The sequence below is a fragment of the Nocardiopsis suaedae genome, from assembly GCF_027706745.1.
Lineage (GTDB): Bacteria > Actinomycetota > Actinomycetes > Streptosporangiales > Streptosporangiaceae > Nocardiopsis_A > Nocardiopsis_A suaedae.
The window spans coordinates 15,978-35,506 of record NZ_JAQFWP010000063.1; the positions used below are offsets into that span (position 1 = coordinate 15,978).

Here is a 19,529-nt window from a genome sequence, read left to right on the forward strand (position 1 = left end):
GAGCGGCGTGCCTCACTCCTGCGTGCCGCCTCCCGGCAGGTGCGGCGCCAGCGCCTCGGGGCCCGCGAACGCCCCTCCCTGCGGGCCGCCGTGCCAGAACGGGTCGTCGTCCGGGAACTCCCCGGAGTACACCGCCGCGTCGTCCACCGGCCGGTAGCCCAGCTCGTTCTCCCCCGCCGTCAGGTCCCAGAACCGGCGCGCATTGGCCGACACCGCATAGGCCGCGACGAAGTTCACGTTGTCCGCCGTCAGCGCCGCCTTCACGAAGCCGACGCAGTCACGCGGGCTGAGCCACGTCGCCAGGTGCCGCGTCTCGGTGGGCTGCTCCTCCAGGGAGCCGATCCGCAGCGCCACCACCTGCATGCCGTAGGTGTCGGCGTACAGCTGCCCCAGCGCCTCGGCCGCCACCTTGGTCACGCCGTAGAAGCCGTCCGGGCGGGGCGGCTCGTCGGGGAACACGTGGTGGTGGATCGGGTAGTTGCCGGTGACCCGGTTGCTGGAGGCCAGCACCACACGCCGCACCGAGGCGCGGCGCGCCGCCTCCAGGACGGCCAGGGCGCCCTCGACGTTGGCCCTGAGGAGGTCGGGCATCGCGGCCTCGTCCGCGATCGCGGCGAGGTGCACGACCGCGTCGGCCCCCTCGAACGCCTTCACCATCGCCTCGACGTCGGTGATGTCGGCCTCGACGGCCGTCTCCCGGTCGGCGTCGGCAGGCTCGGGCAACGGGGACCGGTCGATCAGCACCAGGTGCTCCGCGTCGCCGAGCCCTTCGCGCACGGTGCGGCCGACCTGTCCCGCCGCTCCTGTGACGGCCACTCGTCCGAGTTGTGAATCCATATGCCGAAGCCTACGAGTGACGCGCCTTTTCAGCATCGCGGACGCGGCCGACGGCCGCCCCCGCACGCCGGTGAACAGGGGCGGACGGGGGGCGGACCCTCTTCAGGCGGGCCGCCGTGCCAGCCGCAGCGCGCGCTCCACGATCGCTTCGCCCACCTCGGCGGTGAGAATGGACTCAGGGTGGAACTGCACCGCCCACCTGCGCTTCTCCGGGTCCTCAATGGCCATGACGACGGATTCGGGCCCGTCCTCGGTCACCGCGGTCACCCGGTAGCCCGCCACCTTCTCCGGTGTGGAGTAGACCGAGTGGTAGCGCGCGGCCTGGAAGGCCTCCCCCTCCCCGAGGGCACCGAGCAGCTCCCCGCCGGTCACGCGCACCCGGCCCGGTTTGCCGTGCACCGGCTCCTTGAGGGTGAGCAGCTCCCCGCCCGCGTGTTCGACCATGGCCTGCAGTCCCAGGCACACGCCGAAGACCGGCAGCGACCGCTGCTCAAGGGCGTCGAGGAGCGCGTCGGTGTCGAAGTCCGACGGCAGGCCGGGTCCGGGCGAGAGCACGGCCAGGTCGGGCGCCATCTCGTCCAGCAGCGCGGGGTCGAAGCCGTAGCGGACCGTGGTGACCTCGGCCCCGTGCCGGCGGAAGTAGTCGGCCAGGGTGTTGACGAACGAGTCCTCGTGGTCGACCAGCAGGACCCGCATGCCCTCCCCCGCCGGGGCGGCGGGCGCGGCCGGGGCGTCCTTCGGGGCGCGCGGCCCCTGGTCCTCCTGGACCTCCTCCTCGACGTCCTTCAGGGTCTCCAGCAGCGCCCGCGCCTTCAGGAAGGTCTCCCGCTCCTCGGCATCGGGGTCGGAGTCGTAGAGCAGGGTCGCCCCGACCCGCACCGTCGCCACTCCGTCGCGGATCTGCGCGGTGCGCAGCGTCAGCCCCGTGTTCATGGAGCCGTCGAAGCCGATGACCCCCACGGCGCCGCCGTACCAGCGGCGCGGCGAGGTCTCATGGCGCTCGATGAAGCGCATCGCCCAGGTCTTCGGGGCGCCGGTGACGGTCACCGCCCACATGTGGGTGAGGAAGGCGTCCAGCGCGTCGAACTCGGGCCGCAGCACCCCTTCGATGTGGTCGACCGTGTGGATCAGCCTGCTGTACATCTCGATCTGGCGGCGGCCGATCACCCGCACGCTGCCCGGTTCGCACACCCGGGACTTGTCGTTGCGGTCCACGTCCGTGCACATGGTCAGCTCCGACTCCTCCTTGAGAGAGGACAGGAGCGCGCGGATGTTGTCGGCGTCGCCGAGCGGGTCGTCCCCGCGCTGGATGGTGCCGGAGATGGGGCAGGTCTCGACCCTGCGGCGGCCGTCGGAGCCGGTGCCCACGCGCACGAACATCTCCGGCGACGCCCCGACCAGGTACTCCCCTTCACCGAGGTTGAAGAAGAACTCGTAGGGGGCGGGGTTGCGCTCGCGCAGCCGCTCGTAGAAGCGCGCGGGCGAGGAGCAGGGCCCGTAGGTGCGGTGCCCGGGGACGACCTCGAACAGGTCGCCCCTGCGGAACCGCTCCTTGGCCTCGGCCACGATCGCCGCGTAGGAGCCGGGTTCGGGCTGGCCGGGCACCTGCGCCGGGACGACCTCGGGGGTGGGCCCGGTGGTGCGCGGCAGGCCGTCGGTGGTGGACGGGCCGTGCCCGCCGGTGCCGGGGACGGTGAACTCGTAGGTGTAGCGGAAGCAGGTCTCGCGCTTGCGGTCGTGCACGATGACCGCGTCGGGCAGGTGCAGGACCAGGTCGCGGTCGTCGGGGTCGCGCTCCTGCACCCGCTCCACCGGCTCGAACTGGAAGGCCAGGTCGTAGCCGAACGCCCCGTACAGGCCCAGGTTGGGGTCGGCGTCGGAGGAGAAGGCGGCGACCAGCGAGCGCAGCACGGTGAAGACGCCGGGGCGGCGGCTGCGCTCCTCCTCGGTGAAGAAGACCCGGGGGTCGGGTTCGGGGACGGCGACGGCCGCCGTCGCCCCGTCGGGGCCCTCGGCTGCCACCGGGCCGTGCTCGGCCAGTGCGGCGGCGACGGCCGGCAGCAGGACGCGCCCCCGGTCGTTGAGGGCGGTCGCGCTCACCCTGCGGCCGCGCGCGGCGATCTCCAGGCAGGGGTCGACGTAGCCCAGGTGCCACCGGCTGTAGCGCCCCGGGTACTCCATCCCGGAGGAGAGCACGCCGCCGCGGCGCCTCTCCACGGACTCGACGAGGCCGGTGAGCGCGGCGGGGTCGCAGGGGGCCGCGGTGCGGCGGACGGCGATCCCGCCCGCGGTGGTATAGGCGGCGGGTCGGGCGTCGTTGCTGGGTTCCACGGGCGGTCCTTCATCGCGCTGGGTGGGCTCGAGGCCGCCGCGCCGCCTGTCCGGGGCCGCGCCGTGCACGCGATGCGACCGCCGTCCGGGGGCGGTCGCCGTGGCCTGTGGAAAGGGCTGAACTCGGAGCGCCGCCTAGGAGCGGCGCCACCACTGCTTGAGCGTTCGGGTGGTCTCCGGGTTCCGCATGTGCCGAAGTGTAGCGCGAGTGCGGCCGTGATGGGGAGCACCGGGCGTTCGGCCGGGGAGGAACCGTGGAGAAAAGCGGGAGGGATGATGCGGCGCGGGGCGGCGGGAAGGCACGCGCGCGCACGCCGTGGTAGGGTGTCCCCTCCGAAAGAACGAAACGGGCCACACTCGTCCACTCAATATGGAGTGTACCAAGGCAATGGAGCAGAGTCAAAGCGTGGGCCACAACCCCCTCGCCGTGTCAATCCGCGCCGAGCAGGACCGCGTCTCGGCGCTCTACGGTCACCTCGACGCCGAGCGCGCGCACGCGGCCGACACCTTCCGGCGCGCCCAGCGCGCGGGCGGCAGCGGGTACGGCGCCCTGATGGATCGGGAGGCGAGCGTCGACGAGCAGGCGCGCCGCCTCACCCGCCTCGAATCGGTCGAGGAAGGGCTGTGCTTCGGACGCATCGACCTGCACGGCGGCGACGGCGCCCCAGGGGAGACGCTGTACATCGGCCGCATCGGACTGCGCAACGGCGACCGGGAGGTCGCCCTGGTGGACTGGCGCGCCCCGGCGGCGCGCCCCTTCTACTCGGCGACCCCCTCCACCCCCTCCGGCCTGGCCCGCCGACGCCACCTGTACACCCGGCGCCGGACGGTGATCGGCCTCGACGACGAGGTCTTCGACCTGGAAGGACTGAGCGACGACGACCGGAGGTCGCTGGTCGGCGAGGCCGCGCTGATGGCGTCCCTGCGCGCCGGGCGCACGGGCCGCATGCACGACATCGTCTCCACCATCCAGAGCGAGCAGGACCGGGTGATCCGCTCGTCCCTGCAGGGGGCCCTGGTGGTCCAGGGCGGGCCGGGCACGGGCAAGACGGTGGCCGCGCTGCACCGCGCCGCGTTCCTCCTGTACACCCACCGCGATCTCCTGGAGCGGCGCGGCGTGCTCGTGGTGGGGCCCAACCCCGTCTTCCTGCGCTACATCGGCCAGGTGCTCCCCTCGCTCGGCGAGACCGACGTCGTCATGACGACCGTCGGCGGCCTCTTCCCGGGGGTCCAGGCCGAGGAGGGCGACGGGCACCGCGCCGCCACCGTCAAGGGGTCCCTTCGGATGGCGGCACTCGTCGAGGGGGCGGTGCGCGACCGCCAGCAGGTGCCCGAGGGCGGGTTGGAGGTCACCGCCTCGGGGACCGACCTGTTCGTCGACGAGGACGTCTGCCGCACCATCCGCGACCGCGCACGCGAGCTGGGCGTCAAGCACAACGCCGCGCGCACGTTCTTCGCCAACGAGATGCTCACCGCCCTGGCCCAGGACCAGCACGACGTGCTGGAGAACTCCATCCGTGAAGCGGAGGAGGCGGCCGCCTGGGACGGCGCCTTCAAAGGGGTTCCCGAGCTGGAGGACCCCGACGCCCCGCTGTGGACGGAGGAGGACCTGCAGTCGGCCCGGGAGACCCTCTGGGAGGACACCGCGGTACGACAGGCGATCGACGGGCTCTGGCCGGACCTGACCCCTGAGGCGCTGATCGCCGACCTCCTCAGCGACGCCGACCGGCTGGCCGCCGCGGCCCGCGAGGCCGCGCGCATCTCCCCCTCCGACGCCTTGGAGCAGGAGGAGCTTGGCGCGCTGGTGCGCCCGGCCGGGTCCGCGTGGACCGTCGGCGACGTCCCGCTGCTGGACGAGGCGGCCGAGCTCCTGGGGGACGACGGTTCGGTCCGACGCGCGCGCAAGCGGGCCGAGGAGCGGCGCCGCCAGGAGGCCGAGCGCTACGCCGAGGGCGTGCTGGAGGTGACCGGCCTGTCGGAGCAGCGGACCGCCGACGGCGACCTGGTCGTGGACGCCGACATGCTCTCCGAGCGCAACCGCTACGACGGGCCCGAGCGCACCACCGCCGAGCGCGCGGCGGCCGACCGCACGTGGGCCTATGGGCACGTCATCGTGGACGAGGCCCAGGAGCTGTCGGAGATGGCCTGGCGGACCGTCATGCGGCGCATCCCCACGCGCTCCCTGACCGTGGTGGGCGACGTCGCCCAGACCGGCAGCGCGGCGGGCGCGTCGTCGTGGACGTCGATGCTGGAGCGCCACGTCGGCTCGGGGCTGCACGAGGAGCGGCTGCTGGTGAACTACCGGACACCCGCCCCGATCATGGAGGTCGCCGCCGCCGTGCTGAAGGAGGTCGCCCCCGGCCAGGACCCGCCGGAGTCGGTGCGCGAGGGCGGTGACGCGCCGCGGGCGGTGCGGATCGCCCCCGGCACGTGGGAGGAGCGGCTGCCCGGCGTGGCCGAGGAGGAGGTGCGCGCCGTACAGAGCGGCGGGGGCGGCGACCCCGACGGGGTGGCCGGCCGCGTCGCGGTGATCGTGCCCGACGCCCGGCACGCCGCGTTCGCGGCGCTGCTGCCCGAGGCGGAGTCGCAGGCCTCCCCCGAGGTGCTGGACGCCCCGGTCGCGGTGCTGACCTGCACGCAGGCCAAGGGGTTGGAGTTCGACGCGGTGGTGGTGGCCGCCCCGGACGAGATCCTGGAGCAGTCGCCCCAGGGCGGGCGCGACCTGTACGTGGCGGTCACCCGCGCCACGCGGCGCCTGACCGTGCTGCACGAGGCGGACCTGCCCGGGATGCTCGGGGGACTGTCCCCGGCCTGACCGGTCGGCGCGGTCGGCGCGGTCGGCCGGGACGCCCCGGGCGACCGCGTCCGTTCGGCCCGGCGAGCCACTGCCGTCAGCGCCGCGTAACCCCGGGCGGGAAACCTGTCTGATCCAGCGCCGTCCCTTCCCGGCCCCTTTCCGGGAGGGGACAGTGACAGGACGACCCGACGGGGGCCGACACGTGACGCCATCGACCGACCACAGCACCGTCCACATCCTGCGGCACGGGCAGAGCGCCTTCAATGCGGTCTTCGACCAGACCGGGCGCGACCCGCTCCTCTTCGACGCGAAGCTGACGCCGATGGGAGAGGCGCAAGCGGCGGCGGCCGCGGACGGCGTGCGCCGCCTGGCGCCCGAGCTGGTCGTCACCTCGCCCCTCACCCGGGCCGTGCAGACGGCGCTCCTGGTGGCGGGCGGCCTCGATGTGCCCATCGTCGTGGAGCCGCTGCACCGCGAGCACCTGGGCAACAGCTGCGACATCGGCCGCCCGCCGCGCGCGCTGGCCGGGGACTTCCCCGGGCTGGACTTCGGCCACCTGCCCGAGACCTGGTGGTACTCGGGCGAGCCGGACGAGCGCGGCGTCCCGGTGGAGCCCGAGGACGTGCTGCGGGAGCGCGTGGCGGCGTTCACCGACTGGGTGGAGCACCGCCCGGAGCGGTCGATCCTGGTCGTCGGCCACGCGGTCTTCTTCAGCCGCCTGGGCCACCCGAACATGCACAACGCCGAGCTACGCGAGTGGCGCGTTCCCGCCAGCGTCTGACCCCTCCGACCAGGCCCGTGGGGGCGGACGCTCGGGCCGGCCCCGGCCATAGAGCACGAATGTCTGCATTAGTGCCCGTTCGGGAAGTCAGAGCCGTTCGTTGACGGCGGCGCTGGACGGTGGCCTCGCAGCGAAGGGCGGGATCGTCGCGGCGTGTGACCACCGCGCGGTCGCGATCGGGCCGACGAGCGGCGGTGATAGGGCTCGACGTCGCGTAATACACGTATTACCCTGATCGCATGTCCAAGGTGCGGATCAGTATCAGTCTCGAATCGGACCAGGCCGAGCGGATCAGGTCCCATGCGGAGCGCGCCGGGATGGACGTCTCCGGCTACATGGTCAACGCCGCTACGCTGCAGATGGCCGAGGCCGAAGCGGCTGAAGCCGAGTTCGCGGCCGTCGACGCCCTGATCGCCGAGGCCGAGGGGCAGGCTGCAGAGGACCACGAGCCGGTCAAAGTCGACGACGGCGCCCTGTCCGCGGATGAGCGCCGTGCGGTCGATGAGGCCTTGAGCCTCGTATACGGCGTTGACGACGCAGCTCACCGCGACCGCGGCGACGCGGCGTGACCCCTCGGGTCCCCGTGTACGACACGGGGATGCTCATCGGTTTGGCCGCTCGCAAGGCGAAGGCCGTCCGGCTGCACCAGGGCCTGGCTGGAACCCCGCATCGCGCTGTGGTCCCCGGCCCCGTCCTCGCCCAGGTGTGGCGCCCGGACCCGGCGACCGTGCACGCCATGAGCGCGGTGCTCAAGGAGTGCACGGTTCCTCAGGCCTGTTCATCTCCGACCGCGCTGCGCCCCACAGCGGCGGGACAGGTCGAATGCATCGCCTGCACGACCGCGCCCGACATCGCCGACTGGAGGCGCATCGGAGCCGTATTGGGCAAAGCGGACCTTCCCGCGAAGAAGAGACCGGACGCAGTGGACGCCATCGTCGTGTGGACTGCGGTGAAGCACCGAAGCGCGGTCGTGTTCACCAGCGATCCCGGGGACATCGGGGCCTATGTCGAAGCGATCGGCGCCGAAGACGTGCACACCGTCACGGTATGACGCCTACGGAGGGGCGCCGGGGCCTACTCGCGCTCAGAGCGCCCGCGACCGCTCGTGCCACGGCTCCTAACCGAAGATCCGTCGCGCCAGTTTGCGGGTCAGCAACTGCCCGAGGTCCAGCGCGAGCTTCATCGGCACCTTCAGTGCCCAGTGCTTGAAGAGGCCCCACTCTCGCGCCGCTCCGCGAGCGTGCTTCGTAAGGTGATGGTCGGGACCGAGGATTTCCGCGCACTCGTCCGCCAGGACGCGCATCTCCGATTCGGCGCCCGCATAGTCGCCTCGCGCGGCGCGGGCCCCGATCACGTCGTAGCGGGCGAACAGGACCCGGTAGTGGTCTTTTCCGAAGACGCGGGCCATCGGCTCCATGATGCGCGTGTAGTCCTGCTCCGACCGGTGGTAGTCGCAGTAGACGTGCGCGAGCGCTGCGTGTAGGTACTCACTGACGAGTGTGTCGGCGTGCCCGGGACCCAGGGCGTTCGTCTGGACGGCGGCGAGCTCCATGAACTCGGCGAGGGCCGTCTGCCGCCTCCACTGTCGAGCGGCGACCCAGGCCGTTCCCGCCTTAGCGCGCCACCTCACCCTCAGGGCCTCGTCGACCACGGACGAGGTGCCGTCCACCACCTTGAGCACCCTGTCGAACAAACCTTGCGCGCGTTCGGTCACCAGACGCCCGGGGGCCTCCAGCTCTGCGAGGCCGATGGCGGTATCGGCACGAATCCCCACCCCGGGCACGGACATGTACAGTCCACGCACCCGCTCCAGCCCGGTACGGTCGACCGGGACATCGTGGCCCGCCCAGAATTCGAGGACGCCCAGAGCGGTCTCGGCAGCGTGGACGGGCCCCATGTCCGTCCGCATGCAGCGCGCGACGCGCGCGTCCAGTCCGACCGGCGCCCACGGGCCCTCCCCTCCCAGGGAGAGAAGGCGCTGCTCCGCCAGGAGGTCAAGGATCCGCCGGGTCTCCTCCTCGGAAGCCGATCCGGCGTCCGCCTTGAGCGCCCCGCACCAGCGCCGGGGCACTCCCCCGGGCGCCGTGTCCGCACCGACGGCGGCGAGCACTTCCAGGACCCTCCTCTTGCCGATGCCGTGTGGACCGTCGAGGACCGCGTCCAGGTGCTCCCACGCCCGCAGGAGTTTCACAGCCTCCTGGCTTCCTTCCTCCCCAACGGCGGAGGCCGCTTCGAACAGCCGCCTCGGCCTGCCTCCGCACGAGGCGACCGCCTCCTCCAGGACACGGCCCTCCTCCGCATCCCGAGGGGGAATGCGCTCGTGGAGCAGGGTGTAGGCCGCCCCGTCGTCGAGCGGGGCCAAGGCGTGGCGCCGACGGGCGCTCACCGCGCGCCCGGAGCGTCCCGTCAGCAGGACACGACACTCGCCGCCGACCCCCTCCCATCCGTTCGCCACCGCGCGCTCGGCGCCGCTGCCCCCTGGGCCGCCGTCGGCCCCGTCGATGACGATCAGGGCCGGAGTGCGCTGCGCTCCGGCCACCTCGCGCGCCCAGGAGATGCCGTCCTCGGGCGCTGCCCACAGCAACTCGCGGGCACGGACGTGCGAGCCACCCAGCCTGCACGCGGCATGGAGGAGTCCGTGCAGGCGCCTGCCGTGGCGGATCCAGAAGACGGGCCATCCCAGGCCGCCGCGCACCCTCTCGGCGACCCCGGCGGCGACCGTCGAGGTACCGGCACCCGCCGGACCGTGCAGCGCTCTCGGCCCCGGCGTGGCCTTCAGGGCCTCGACGGTTCGGGCGGCGACGGTGTCCCAGTGGGGGATCCGCTCCGCTCCCTCCGGGAGTTCGGGCGGGGACACGTCGATGAACGGGAGGCCGCCTTCCTCGGTCCGCTCCGCGCCGACGTGAACACTGCCGTGGACCGCCCCGAACTGAAATGTGTCACCCGAATTGCACGCCGCGCGGTTGTTGACGTTCTCCGCATCGGGCATGCGCGCCTCCCCGGTCCCACGGGCCGTCCGGCCTTCCGTCGCCCCTCGGCGGAACCGACGTTAGTCCGGGTGCGCTGTCCGATGGAACCGATCGTGGGAGCCCGCCCCGGGGCGTTCTTCATGGCGTTCGGTCTCAGGGGCGGCGTACCGTCGCGGGTATGTGCCGCAACATTCGCCGGCTGCACAATATGGAGCCGCCGGTCACCGATGAAGAGGTCCGAGCCGCCGCGCTGCAGTACGTGCGCAAGGTCAGCGGGTCGACGGCGCCGTCCGCTAAGAACCGGGAGGCGTTCGACCGGGCGGTGGAGGCCGTGGCCGCCGCGACGGCCGAGCTCATGGACGAGCTCAGCACCACGGCCCCGCCGCGTTCCCGGGAGGAGGAGGCGCGCAAGCGCAAGGAGCGCTACACGCGCAGGTTCGAGGCCGTCACCGAGTGATGGCCCCCACCACGGCGTCGGTGAGGTCGTCGATGACCACCTCGTCGCCGACCTCCGGGTGCTCCAGCCACCACTCCCCGGCCGCCTGCACCATGCCCACCACCGAGTGGGCGACGATCTGCGCCCTGAGCGGGTCCAGGATGTGCCCTTCGGAGACCAGCATCCCGGCCAGCTCCTCGCCCAGCCGCCGCACCATCATGCCCACGTCGCCGCGGGTCTGCGGGTCCTCGGAGGTGGCCCGGTCCATCAGGAACCGGTACAGGTTCAGGTTCCGGCGGATCATCTGCAGGTAGGCGCCCACGGTGGCGCGCGCCCGCAGGCGCAGCGTCTGCTCCCCGTGCAGCTCGGCGCGGATCCGGTCGATGAGCGGGTCGACGTGCCGCTCGGCCAGCGACCTGTAGAGCCCTCCCTTGTCGCCGAAGTGCCGGTACAGGATCGGCTTGCTGATCCCCGCCTCGGCGGCGATGGCGGACATGGGCGCGTCGGGGCCGTCGCGCTGGATCACCCGGTCGGCGGCGTCGAGGATCGCGCGCCGCCGTTCGGGACTGCGCCCGCGCGCGGGACGGGTCGGCTGTGCGGATTCAAGGGCCACACCGCACGAGTGTAAAGCGCGCGGGCGCGGTGCTCTGCGGTCAGCCCGCGGCGCCGAAATCCTTGGGGTCGATGACGATCCAAGTCGCCTCGGCGGAGGCGATGCGCGCCCCCTCATGGTCGAACAGCGCCGTGGCGGTGAAGACCTTGCGGCCGTCGGTGCGCAGCAGGCGGCCCATGACCACGTGCGGCTTGCCGATCTCGGGCAGGCGCACGACCTCGGCGGTCATCCGGCCCAGCACCATCGGGCGCTCGTGCACGTCGCTGGCCCAGCCGCCCGGGCAGTCGAGGGCCGCCCAGGCGGCCTCGGGACCGGTGGTGCGGGGGTCGTCCCCGGCCATGGAGGCGTCGGGGGTCCACGGCGCCGCGACGAGGCCGCCGTCGGAACCGGGGACCGGGCCCGCCAGTACGCGCAGCCCGTCCCCTTCGGCGCGGTCGGTGCCGCAGACGAAGCAGCCGGCGAACGGGTGGCCGCTCTGGCCGCGGAAGCCGCGCGCGGCCCCGGCGGCGGTCTCCGGGGAGACGGGGCGCAGGTCGGTGGAGGGCGCGTCGGCGGGCTCGGCCTCGGCGACCAGTGCGTCGCCGTGCAGGAGGCGCAGCGGGCCGTCACCGCCGGGGGCGACCTCCATGGGCGTCTCCAGCGGCGGAGGGGTGCGCAGGGTGACCCGTACGGCAGGGGCGCCCACCCGGCGGGCGAGGAGTCCGGCCAGGTATCCGCCGTTCGCGGAACCGGGAGGGCCGTTGAACCGGCGCCCGACGGTCAGCTTTGCAGGGGCCTCGTCGCCCGTGGAAACGCTCATGGGATCCCACATTAGGACGCGGTCGGCCGGGCGCCCTCATGCGGGGTGCGCGTGCGCCGGGGCGGAAGTGGAGCGCGCTACACCGACACCGCGCCGCGGGTCCGGAAGAATCCCCATCATGAACGATTCCCCTCCCGCCGCGGCCTCCCCTCGGTCGACGGGCGGCCCCGGTTCGGGGCGGCCGGGTCGATCGGGGCGGCTCGCCGACGGTGTGCGCGCCGCGCTCTTCCTGATCACCACGCTGCCCTTCGCTCTCGCCGCCCTCCTGGTCCCCCCGCTCCTGCTCGTCGGGTTCGTCACCGTCCCGATCGCCGGGCTGGGGCTGCTGCTGGTCCCCGCGCTGCTCCTCGGGCTGCGGCAGTGGGCCGAGTTGGAGAGGCGGCGGGTCGGGCGCTTCCTGGGCGAGGAGATCGCCGTCGCCTACCGCCCGCTGCCGGAGAGACGCGTCGCCGCCTTCACGACGGCCGTGACCGACCCGCAGACGGTGCGAGACCTACGGTGGATCGCGACGCTGATCCTGCCCGGCCTTCTCGTCGGCCTGTTCGGCTTCGTCACGGTGGTCGGGATCCCCACCACCGTCGTGCAGACGCTCACCTGGTGGATCGTCATGCCCGGTGAGGCACTGACCGTCTTCGGGATCGACGTGGTGTCCTGGCCGCTGGCGCTCACCCTGGGCCCCGCGCAGATCACAGTGATCGCCCTGCTGCTGTGCTTCGGCGCGGCCCCGGTCGCTCGCCTGCACGCCCGCCTCTCGGCGCGGATGCTCGCCCCCTCGCCGGAGGCGCGCCTCACCGAGCGCATCGAGACGCTGAGCCGGACGCGGGAGGGGGCGCTGGACGCCCACGCGTCGGAGCTGCGGCGCATCGAGCGGGACCTGCACGACGGCACCCAGGCGCGGCTGGTGGCGCTCGCGATGCGGCTGGGCCTGGCGCAGAAGGTGGTCGGGGACGACCCGCAGGCGGCGGCGCGGCTGCTGACCGAGGCGCAGAACGGCGCCGAGGAGGCGATGGCCGAGCTGCGGACGGTGGTGCGCTCCATCTACCCGCCGGTGCTGGCCGACCGCGGGCTCCCCGGCGCGGTGTCGGCGCTGGCGGCCGGCGCCCCGGTGCCCGTGGCGGTGGAGGCCGCCCCGCTCGGCGAGGTCCCGGCGGCGGTGGAGTCGACGGCCTACTTCGTGGTGGCCGAGGCGCTGACCAACGTGGCCCGCCACTCCGGTGCCGCCCGCGCGCAGGTGCAGCTCGTCCGGGACGGCGGGTCGCTCGTCGTGCGGGTGCGCGACGACGGGCGCGGCGGGGTGGACGAGCGCGACGGGACCGGGGTGGCCGGGATGAAGCGCCGGGTCGCGGCCCTGGACGGGTCGATCGCGGTGTCCAGCCCTCCGGGCGGCCCCACGGCGGTGGAGGCGGTGCTGCCGTGCGGATCGTGATCGTCGAGGACAACGCGGTGCTGATGGAAGGGCTGGACCTGCTGCTCACCGCCTCCGGGTTCGAGGTCGCCGCGAAGGCCTCCGAGGCGGCCGGGTTCCTGGAGGCGGTGCGCGCGCACCGGCCGGACGCCGCGGTGGTCGACGTGCGCCTGCCGCCCTCGTTCACCGACGAGGGCCTGCAGGCGGCGCTGGCCGCGCGCGCCGCGCTGCCGGGCCTTCCGGTCCTGGTCTTCTCGCAGTACGTGGAGCAGGTGTACGCGCGCGAGCTGTTGGCGGACGGCGCCGGCGGAGTGGGCTACCTGCTCAAGGACCGGGTGTCGCGGGTCGACGACTTCCTGGACGCGGTGCGGCGGGTGGCCGCCGGGGGCACCGTGATCGACCCGGAGGCGGTGGCGCAGCTCCTCGCGCGGCGCCGCGACCCGCTGGAGCGGCTCACCGGGCGCGAGCGGGAGGTCCTGGGCCTGATGGCCGAGGGGCTGGGCAACCGGGAGATCGCCGGGCGGCTCGTGGTCACCGAGCGGGCGGTGCACAAGCACATCGGGAACATCTTCGCCAAGCTGGACCTCGGCCCGGACGACGGCGGGCACCGCCGTGTCCGGGCCGTGCTGGCCTACCTGGGCTCCTGAGCGCGCCCCGGGCGCCTCGGACGCTTCAGGGCGCGGCGGCCTCAGGGCTTGTAGGCGATCGCTCCCATGAGGATGCGCTGGTGGGGTTCGAGGTCCTCGGCGGCAGGGACGTCGGCGTCCGGCTCCCCGGGGTGCCAGCGCTCCAGGAAGTCCAGGCCGGGGGGCACCAGGGGCAGGCCCAGGAAGTGCTCGCGGATCCGCTCGGGTGTACGGATCCAGCCGTTGCCCAGGCTCTCCAGGCCGGCCCGCTCCATGGCCTTCTGCAGGTCGTCACCGGTGTCGACGAAGTCGGTGATGAACAGGTGCGACCCCGAGGGCATGGCGTCGATCAGGGTGCGGATCCACTCGCCGGGGTTCTCATCGTCGTGGAAGTGCATGAGCAGGCCGACCACCATGAGCGCGATGGGGCGGTCGAAGTCCAGCAGCGCGCGCACGTCCGGGTGGTCGAGGATCTCCTGGGGCCGCCGGAAGTCGGCGGTGACCACGGTGGTGGTGTTGTTCTCGGCCAGTAGGGCCCTGCCGTGCGCCAGCACGATGGGGTCGTTGTCGACGTAGACCACACGGGCGTTCGGGTTGATCTCCTGCGCCGCCTCGTGGGTGTTCTTGACCGTGGGCAGGCCGCTGCCGATGTCGAGGAACTGGTCGAGTCCCGCGGTTCGGGCCAGGTACTGCACGCCCCGCACGAGCGCGGCGCGGTTGTCCAGCGCGCACTGGCCCGACATCGGCACATACTTGATGTAGAGGGCGGCGCCGTCCCGGTCGACCTGGAAGTTGTCCTTGCCGCCCAGGAGCGCGTCGTAGACCCGGGCGATGGTCGGCTCCGTCGTCTGGATGACGGGGGCGCTCGTGGGGGCCCAGTCAGAGGCCTTCGACTGTCCGTCAGTGTCGGTCATCGGCGGTGCCCTTACCTGGTTCGGGGGGAGGGGAAGTCCGCGCCATCGTACGTCGGCGATGTGAGCCGTACCACCGATTCCGGAATTCAGGCCGACCGGTTCTAGACAACGGCACGCGCGAAAGGAATACGGCGGATCATTTCGACGACCGCCAGGCTGGCGGCGATCACCACCACTGCGTACCCCGCGGCGGCCACGACGGACCACGGCCCCTCCGCGGGCATGCCGAAAAGATCCCTCAGGGTGAACAGCACCATCACGTGCACCAGGTAGACGCCGAAGCTGGGGGCGGCGGCCCAGCGGGCGGTCCGGGACACGAGCGCGGCGGCCCACCTGTCCGAGGACGCGAGGCGCAGGCCCGCCTCCCTGAGGACCAGGAACGCGCCGATGGAGGCGGCGATCACCGCGGGCGAGAGGAAGTCGAAGACGTAGTCGGCCCCCGCCCCCCACTCCCCCGCCAGCTCCGCCAGGGCGCCCGCGCCGACCGCGCCGGCGGCGCTCCCGGTGACCAGGAGGGTGAGCCCGAGCCGCAGCGGCCGGGTGCCCGTCGGGCCGTGGAAGAGCAGCCACCCGAGCACGTAGTAGCCGACGTAGGGGAGGAACCGGGCGACGGCGGTGGTCCCGCCGACCCCGTCGATCAGGCCGAGGGCCTGGTCCGCGGCGCCGAAGGCCAGGGCGGCCCCGGTGAACCACCACAGGGCGCTCCGGGACGCCGCGCCGGCCAGCGTGCGCAGGAACGGGGTGAACACGTAGAGCCCGGCGATGACGTACAGGAAGTACAGGTGGATCCCGGGCTCGCCGGAGGCGGCCTGCTCGACGGCGCCGGACAGGGTGAGGCCGGTGCGCCACATGTCCCAGGCGAGGTAGGCCACGGTCCACACGACCAGCGGCACGCCGATGCGGGCCCAGCGCTTGCGGTAGAAGTCGGGCGCCGCCTCGTCCCGGGGGCCGAGCAGCAGGGCGCCGCTGATCATGACGAAGAGGGGCACGCACCAGCGCAGCGCGGCATCCAGGGCGGTGGAGGTCCACCAGGAGGTGCTGCCCTGGCCGGTGTAGACCTCGGTGACCAGGGGCGAGTAGGCGTGGATGAGGACGACGGCCGCCATCGCCGCCACCCGGGCCAGGTCGATCCAGGCCGTGGACGGTGTGGGCCGGGGCCCGGCCCCGCCGGCCCCGGCAGCCGTGTCGGGACCGGCGGCCGTCTCGCCGCGGTCGGGTGCGGTGCGGATGTCGTCGACGTACACGCCTTTACCGATATCAGACCGTTATATAAAGAGTGGATCAACCCCGACAACCGGACCACGTTCTCCACGTCGCCCCCTCCCGCCCCTCGGGGCCGGTTCCGGCCGCCCGCAATGGTCGCCACGCGCGATCGACGGGTAGCACAGTGTCACCGAAGCGCCTCTATCGATTCCCCGTGTTCCGTCTAGGTTGGAGGATGCGGCGCCGCCTCCCGTATCCCGTCCGCCTCGAACCCGCGGGGACACCGCCTTCCCGGAGACCTTCATGCCCGATGCCGCCGCGTTCCCCTTCCCCTCGGACCACCCGCTCACGCCCGCCCCCGCCCTCGCCGAGGCCCGCAAGGACGGCGTCCCGGTCCGGGTGCGCCTGCCCTTCGGCGACCCGGCCTGGCTCGTGACCCGCTACGAGGACGCCAAGGACGTCCTGAGCAACCCTCGGTTCGGCCGGGACGCCGGACGCGCGGGCATCCCGGAGGAGCGCACCGCCCGGATCGGCCCCATCGACGTGTCCAACCGGACCATCATGAACATGGACCCGCCCCGCCACACCCAGGTGCGCGGCCTGGTCGGCAAGGTGTTCACCCCGCGACGGGTCGAGCGCCTGCGCCCGTGGACCCGGGGCGTCGCCGACCGGCTCGTCCAGGAGATGCGCGACCAGGGGCCGCCGGGCGACCTGGTCCGCGACCTCGCGCTTCCGCTGCCCATCGAGGTCATCTGCGAACTGCTCGGCGTGCCCTCCTCGGACCGGCACTCCTTCCACGCCTGGAGCGACGCGTTCCTCAGCACGACCGACAGCACCGACCGGGTGCAGGAGAACCAGGCGCGCATCGACGCCTACCTGACGGAGATGGCGTCCCTGCGCAGGGACGACCCGGACGGCGGGCTCGTCGGCGCCTTGGCGCGCGAACACCACGAGGGCAGCCGCCTCACCGAGGAGGAACTCCTCGGGCTCCTGCGCGCGCTGCTGATCGCGGGGCACGAGACGACCGCTTCGCTCGTCCCCGGCTTCTTCTACCTGCTGCTGAAGGAGGACGGCTTCGCCCGCCTGGTCGCCGACCCCGGGCTGGTCCCGGGGGCGGTCGAGGAGCTCCTCCGCCTGGTGCCGCTGATCCGCCCCGGCTCGTTCACGCGGTACGCGCTCGAGGACACCGAGGTGGGCGGTGTGCGTGTGCCCGCGGGCGACCAGGTGATCGTGGAGCTGTCGGCGGCCAACCGCGACCCGGACGCCTTCTCCGACCCCGACCGGTTGGACTTCGATCGGGGCCGCACGCCGCACCTGGCCTTCGGACACGGGATCCACCATTGTGTCGGGGCGTCGCTGGCGCGCATGGAGCTCCAGGTGGCGCTGGAGGCGATGGCGGAGGGCCTCCCGGGGCTGCACCCCGCCGCGCCCCTGGACGATCTGCGCTGGAACGAGGAGCGGTTCGTCCGGTCGGCCGAGGCGTTCCCCGTGGCCTGGTGAGGGGCCGGTGACGGGCACGCGCAGGGGCCCCGCCGGCGGCGGGGCCCCTGGCTCCCGGTACTGAACCGCGCCGTCGCGGCCAGGGCCCGGACACGGTCAGGTGGAGGACACGGTCAGGCGCCGGACGGCTCGACGAACACCGTCGGGACGCCCTTGCCGGGCAGCGAGCACATGACGTCCTGGCCGCCGGTCGGCCCGTAGACGCCCTCGTCGTCCTCGAACCGCAGGTAGACCTGGATCCCCGCGACCGGCTGGGGTTCGCAGTCCTCCTCCGGGTAGTTGAGCGGGTTGGGCTGGCGGACGGTCAGGTCCGCGACGCCGCCCGGCTCGACCACGAAGGGCTCGGGCGGGTCGTCGTCGTAGCGCGCCCAGTCACCGACCCGCTCCCCCTCGAAGGTGTCGATCCAGTGCATGGCGACCGGGGTGTACTGCACGCACGGTTCCTCGCCCGGCCCATCGCCCATGATGCGGGCCATGGCGAAGCGGATGTACATGGTCCCGGCGGCGGCCTCGCGCCCTTCATAGATGAGTTTGTAGTCGCCGGACTCGCACGCCCTGATCCCCGCAGGGGCTCCCCCTTCCGCGGCGCCGTCCGCGGCCACGGGCACGGACACGCCCATCGTCAGCGCCGGGACCGCCACTGCCGCCGCGAGGACGCCCGCCCTGCGGCGGGCCCTGCGCGGTGGCCCTCCGGCCCGGCCCTCGGCACCCGCGCTCGCGCCGGTCGGTTCTGTCGGCATCACGACTCCCCCTTCAACGCCGGGCCGTTCGGCCCGGACCCCCGGATGGATCACACCCGGTGGGACGCCCCGCGCCCGCCCGGGGTTCGCCCGGCCGCGCCTCCGGAAGGCGTCCCGATCCGGCCGTTCCCGCCGGTCATCCCGGGTGCCGCCGTGGGCCCCCGACCGCGCCCGCCCACCCTTCCGGCGGCCCGAGACCGCGTGTTACCGTTGGTAACACTAGGGCGGGCGGCGCCCCCGCGGCCGCCCGTGCCCTCCCCCGAGACCCGACGCCCGTCTCCCGGCCCGCCGCCGGGACGAACGAAGGACGTGTGCACATGACCGACTCCGCAGGCGCCCCCGCGTTCAGCCTGGAGCTCAGCGAGGACGTCCGCGACGTCCGCGACTGGACCCACGGCTTCGCGCGCGACGTGATCCGCCCCGCCGCCGCCGAGTGGGACGAGCGCGAGGAGACCCCCTGGCCGATCCTCCAGGAGGCCGCCAAGATCGGCCTGTACTCGCTGGACTTCTTCGCCAACCAGTGGCTGGAGCCCAGCGGCGTGGGCATCCCCGCCGCCTTCGAGGAGCTGTACTGGGGCGACCCGGGCATCGCCCTGTCCCTGACCGGGACCGGACTGGCGGCCGTGGCCGTCGCGGGCAACGGCACCCAGGAGCAGCTCTTCGAGTGGGTCCCGCAGATGTTCGGCACCGCCGACGACGTCAAGCTGGGCGCGTTCTGCTCCTCAGAGCCGGACGCCGGCAGCGACGTGGCCTCCATCCGCACCCGCGCGGTCTACGACGAGGCCAAGGACGAGTGGGTGCTCAACGGCACCAAGACCTGGGCCACCAACGGCGGCATCGCCGACGTGCACGTCGTGGTGGCCTCGGTCGACTCCGAGCTGGGCTCGCGGGGGCAGGCCAGCTTCGTCGTGCCCCCGGGCACCCCGGGCCTGTCGCAGGGGCAGAAGTTCGCCAAGCACGGCATCCGCGCCTCGCACACCGCCGAGGTGGTCCTGGACGACGTGCGGGTGCCGGGCCACTGCCTGCTGGGCGGCAAGGAGAAGCTCGACGAGCGCCTGGCCCGCGCGCGCGAGGGCCGCCGCTCCGGCGGCCAGGCGGCGATGAAGACCTTCGAGGCGTCCCGCCCGACCGTGGGCGCGATGGCGGTGGGGTGTGCGCGCGCGGCCTACGAGTACGCGCGCGACTACGCCCGCGACCGCGAGCAGTTCGGCCGCCCGATCGGGGAGAACCAGGCGGTGGCGTTCACACTGGCCGACATGGCGACCCGGATCGACGCGTCCCGGCTGCTCGTGTGGCGCGCGGCCTGGATGGCGCGCAACGACAAGGACTTCGCCCAGGCGGAGGGGTCCATGAGCAAGCTGTTCGCGAGCGAGACGGCGACCTGGGTGACCCAGAACGCGATCCGCATCCTGGGCGGGAACGGCTACACGAGGGAGTACCCCGTGGAGCGCTGGCACCGGGACGCCACCATCTTCACGATCTTCGAGGGCGCCAGCGAGATCCAGCGCCTGATCATCGGCCGCTCGGTGACCGGCCTGCCGGTCAAGTAGCCGCACGGCCGACGTGGCCGATATGGCC

17 protein-coding genes are annotated in these 19,529 nt (G+C 73.3%); 9 read left to right on the plus strand and 8 right to left on the minus strand.

Annotation, left to right across the window (positions count from 1 at the left end):
- Positions 1-12 precede the first annotated feature (12 nt).
- Both O4U47_RS24975 and O4U47_RS24980 read right to left on the minus strand, forming a co-directional pair.
- Entirely contained in the window at positions 13-837 is an 825-nt protein-coding gene (locus O4U47_RS24975) for an NAD-dependent epimerase/dehydratase family protein (protein ID WP_270680411.1), read from the minus strand.
- A 102-nt stretch (positions 838-939) separates the two neighbouring features.
- A complete protein-coding gene (locus O4U47_RS24980; protein WP_270680412.1) occupies positions 940-3,168 on the minus strand; it encodes an anthranilate synthase component I in 2,229 nt (742 codons plus the stop codon).
- A gap of 388 nt (positions 3,169-3,556) precedes the next feature.
- On the opposite strand from O4U47_RS24980, the gene O4U47_RS24985 reads away from it, so the two are divergent.
- From O4U47_RS24985 to O4U47_RS25000, 4 genes are all read left to right on the plus strand, one after another.
- Positions 3,557-5,983 carry a HelD family protein gene (locus O4U47_RS24985; protein WP_408639026.1) on the plus strand — a complete coding sequence of 809 codons (2,427 nt, stop codon included), beginning with the start codon at positions 3,557-3,559 and terminating at the stop codon, positions 5,981-5,983.
- Between the two features lie 184 nt (positions 5,984-6,167).
- The gene (locus O4U47_RS24990) at positions 6,168-6,746 is read left to right on the plus strand and encodes a histidine phosphatase family protein (RefSeq protein ID WP_270680413.1); all 579 of its coding nucleotides are present in this window, start codon (positions 6,168-6,170) and stop codon (positions 6,744-6,746) included.
- Positions 6,747-6,985: 239 nt separating this feature from the next.
- The gene (locus O4U47_RS24995; protein WP_270680414.1) at positions 6,986-7,315 is read left to right on the plus strand and encodes a hypothetical protein; all 330 of its coding nucleotides are present in this window, start codon (positions 6,986-6,988) and stop codon (positions 7,313-7,315) included.
- A 29-nt stretch (positions 7,316-7,344) separates the two neighbouring features.
- Positions 7,345-7,797: a hypothetical protein gene (locus O4U47_RS25000; RefSeq protein WP_270680415.1), complete on the plus strand. Its 453-nt coding sequence runs from the start codon at positions 7,345-7,347 to the stop codon at positions 7,795-7,797.
- A gap of 66 nt (positions 7,798-7,863) precedes the next feature.
- On the opposite strand, the gene O4U47_RS25005 is transcribed toward O4U47_RS25000, so the two are convergent.
- A complete protein-coding gene (locus O4U47_RS25005) occupies positions 7,864-9,735 on the minus strand; it encodes a hypothetical protein (RefSeq protein WP_270680416.1) in 1,872 nt (623 codons plus the stop codon).
- A 158-nt stretch (positions 9,736-9,893) separates the two neighbouring features.
- Here O4U47_RS25005 and O4U47_RS25010 point away from each other — a divergent pair, with 158 nt between their 5' ends.
- Positions 9,894-10,172, plus strand: a complete 279-nt coding sequence (locus O4U47_RS25010; protein ID WP_270680417.1) for a DUF2277 domain-containing protein — start codon at positions 9,894-9,896, stop codon at positions 10,170-10,172.
- Here the strand turns inward: O4U47_RS25010 and O4U47_RS25015 are convergent.
- Together O4U47_RS25015 and O4U47_RS25020 are read right to left on the minus strand one after the other, a co-directional pair.
- Positions 10,162-10,764 carry a TetR/AcrR family transcriptional regulator gene (locus tag O4U47_RS25015; RefSeq protein ID WP_270680418.1) on the minus strand — a complete coding sequence of 201 codons (603 nt, stop codon included), beginning with the start codon at positions 10,762-10,764 and terminating at the stop codon, positions 10,162-10,164. The two genes, O4U47_RS25010 and O4U47_RS25015, sit on opposite strands and share 11 nt — an antisense overlap.
- 40 nt (positions 10,765-10,804) lie before the next feature.
- Positions 10,805-11,563: a hypothetical protein gene (locus tag O4U47_RS25020; protein WP_270680419.1), complete on the minus strand. Its 759-nt coding sequence runs from the start codon at positions 11,561-11,563 to the stop codon at positions 10,805-10,807.
- Positions 11,564-11,681: 118 nt separating this feature from the next.
- Here O4U47_RS25020 and O4U47_RS25025 point away from each other — a divergent pair, with 118 nt between their 5' ends.
- Both O4U47_RS25025 and O4U47_RS25030 read left to right on the plus strand, forming a co-directional pair.
- A complete protein-coding gene (locus O4U47_RS25025; RefSeq protein WP_270680420.1) occupies positions 11,682-12,989 on the plus strand; it encodes a sensor histidine kinase in 1,308 nt (435 codons plus the stop codon).
- Positions 12,977-13,615 (plus strand): response regulator, encoded by a 639-nt coding sequence (locus O4U47_RS25030; RefSeq protein WP_270680421.1) that lies wholly within the window; start codon positions 12,977-12,979, stop codon positions 13,613-13,615. The genes O4U47_RS25025 and O4U47_RS25030 overlap by 13 nt, the downstream gene beginning before the upstream one ends.
- 41 nt (positions 13,616-13,656) lie before the next feature.
- Here O4U47_RS25030 and O4U47_RS25035 read toward each other — a convergent pair whose 3' ends face one another.
- Together O4U47_RS25035 and O4U47_RS25040 are read right to left on the minus strand one after the other, a co-directional pair.
- Entirely contained in the window at positions 13,657-14,508 is an 852-nt protein-coding gene (locus O4U47_RS25035) for an SAM-dependent methyltransferase (RefSeq protein WP_270680422.1), read from the minus strand.
- A gap of 101 nt (positions 14,509-14,609) precedes the next feature.
- Complete coding sequence (locus O4U47_RS25040; protein WP_270680423.1) at positions 14,610-15,752, minus strand: acyltransferase; 1,143 nt, start codon at positions 15,750-15,752, stop codon at positions 14,610-14,612.
- A gap of 262 nt (positions 15,753-16,014) precedes the next feature.
- On the opposite strand from O4U47_RS25040, the gene O4U47_RS25045 reads away from it, so the two are divergent.
- Positions 16,015-17,211, plus strand: coding sequence for a cytochrome P450 (locus O4U47_RS25045; RefSeq protein ID WP_270680424.1), 1,197 nt, complete (start codon positions 16,015-16,017; stop codon positions 17,209-17,211).
- A 113-nt stretch (positions 17,212-17,324) separates the two neighbouring features.
- Here the strand turns inward: O4U47_RS25045 and O4U47_RS25050 are convergent, their stop codons facing one another.
- On the minus strand, positions 17,325-17,951 hold the full coding sequence (locus O4U47_RS25050) for a hypothetical protein (RefSeq protein WP_270680425.1): 627 nt from the start codon (positions 17,949-17,951) through the stop codon (positions 17,325-17,327).
- Positions 17,952-18,268: 317 nt separating this feature from the next.
- Between O4U47_RS25050 and O4U47_RS25055 the strand changes: the two genes are divergently transcribed.
- Entirely contained in the window at positions 18,269-19,501 is a 1,233-nt protein-coding gene (locus O4U47_RS25055) for an acyl-CoA dehydrogenase family protein (protein WP_270680426.1), read from the plus strand.
- Positions 19,502-19,529 lie beyond the last annotated feature (28 nt).